Annotated in this window: 1 protein-coding gene; it reads right to left on the bottom strand. The window is 52.2% G+C overall.

Annotated elements, in window-relative coordinates; translation table 11 throughout:
* Positions 1-761 (bottom strand): SDR family oxidoreductase (locus CI597_RS17545; protein WP_143266106.1); only part of this gene is annotated, 761 nt, incomplete at both ends.

The raw sequence follows: 761 nt of genomic DNA, 5'->3' as shown, positions 1-761 counted from the left end.
GTCTTTCCGCCGGCTACATTGATGGTCACACCGTGTACATAAGAAGATCTTTTGCTTGCCAGATATACACACATGTCTGCCACTTCGGAAAGCTTTCCGGATCTTCCGAGCGGTGTTGTTGACGTCTTGCTGTAGCCCGCTCTTAAGTCATCCACTGTGATCCCTCTTGTGTACGCCAGCGCTGATTCATACGCCAGTGTCCTTAATCCCGTCGCTTCCATGATGCCCGGTGCCACGCCTACTACGCGCACTCCCTGTTTCCCTAATTCTTTTGCCCAGCTCCTCGTCAGGGAATTCACTGCGTTCTTTGTCGCCGCGTACACGCTCTGTCCCTCGGACCCTTCCAGTCCGCTCTCTGAAGACATGTTGATGATAACTCCCTCTCCCTTTTCCACAAGAAGTCTTCCGACCGCCTGTGCACAGAAGAACACTCCCTTTAAATTGACGCTGCATACTTTATCCCATACTGCTTCGTCCAGTTCATACTGTCCTTTCGGCTCTTTCGGGTCTACCAGGAGTCTCGGGATATTGATCCCCGCGTTGTTTACCAGTACATCCACGGTTCCGAATGTATCCACCACTTCTTTTACCATGGCATCCACATCTTTTGCACTGGTCACGTCTGTCTTCACGTAATGGAACCTGCCGGCTGCAGTGTCAAACTCCGGCGCTTCCGGCGCCATGTCAGAAACAACCACATTGCATCCCACGTTTAAAAATTCCTGGGCAACTGCTTTCCCGATTCCGGATGCTCCGCCGGT

It is taken from the genome of Anaerostipes hominis (ex Lee et al. 2021), from assembly GCF_002270485.1.
GTDB lineage: Bacteria > Bacillota > Clostridia > Lachnospirales > Lachnospiraceae > Anaerostipes > Anaerostipes hominis.
Note: the sequence above shows the minus strand (reverse complement) of the source record. Positions and strands in the feature narration are given on the sequence as shown.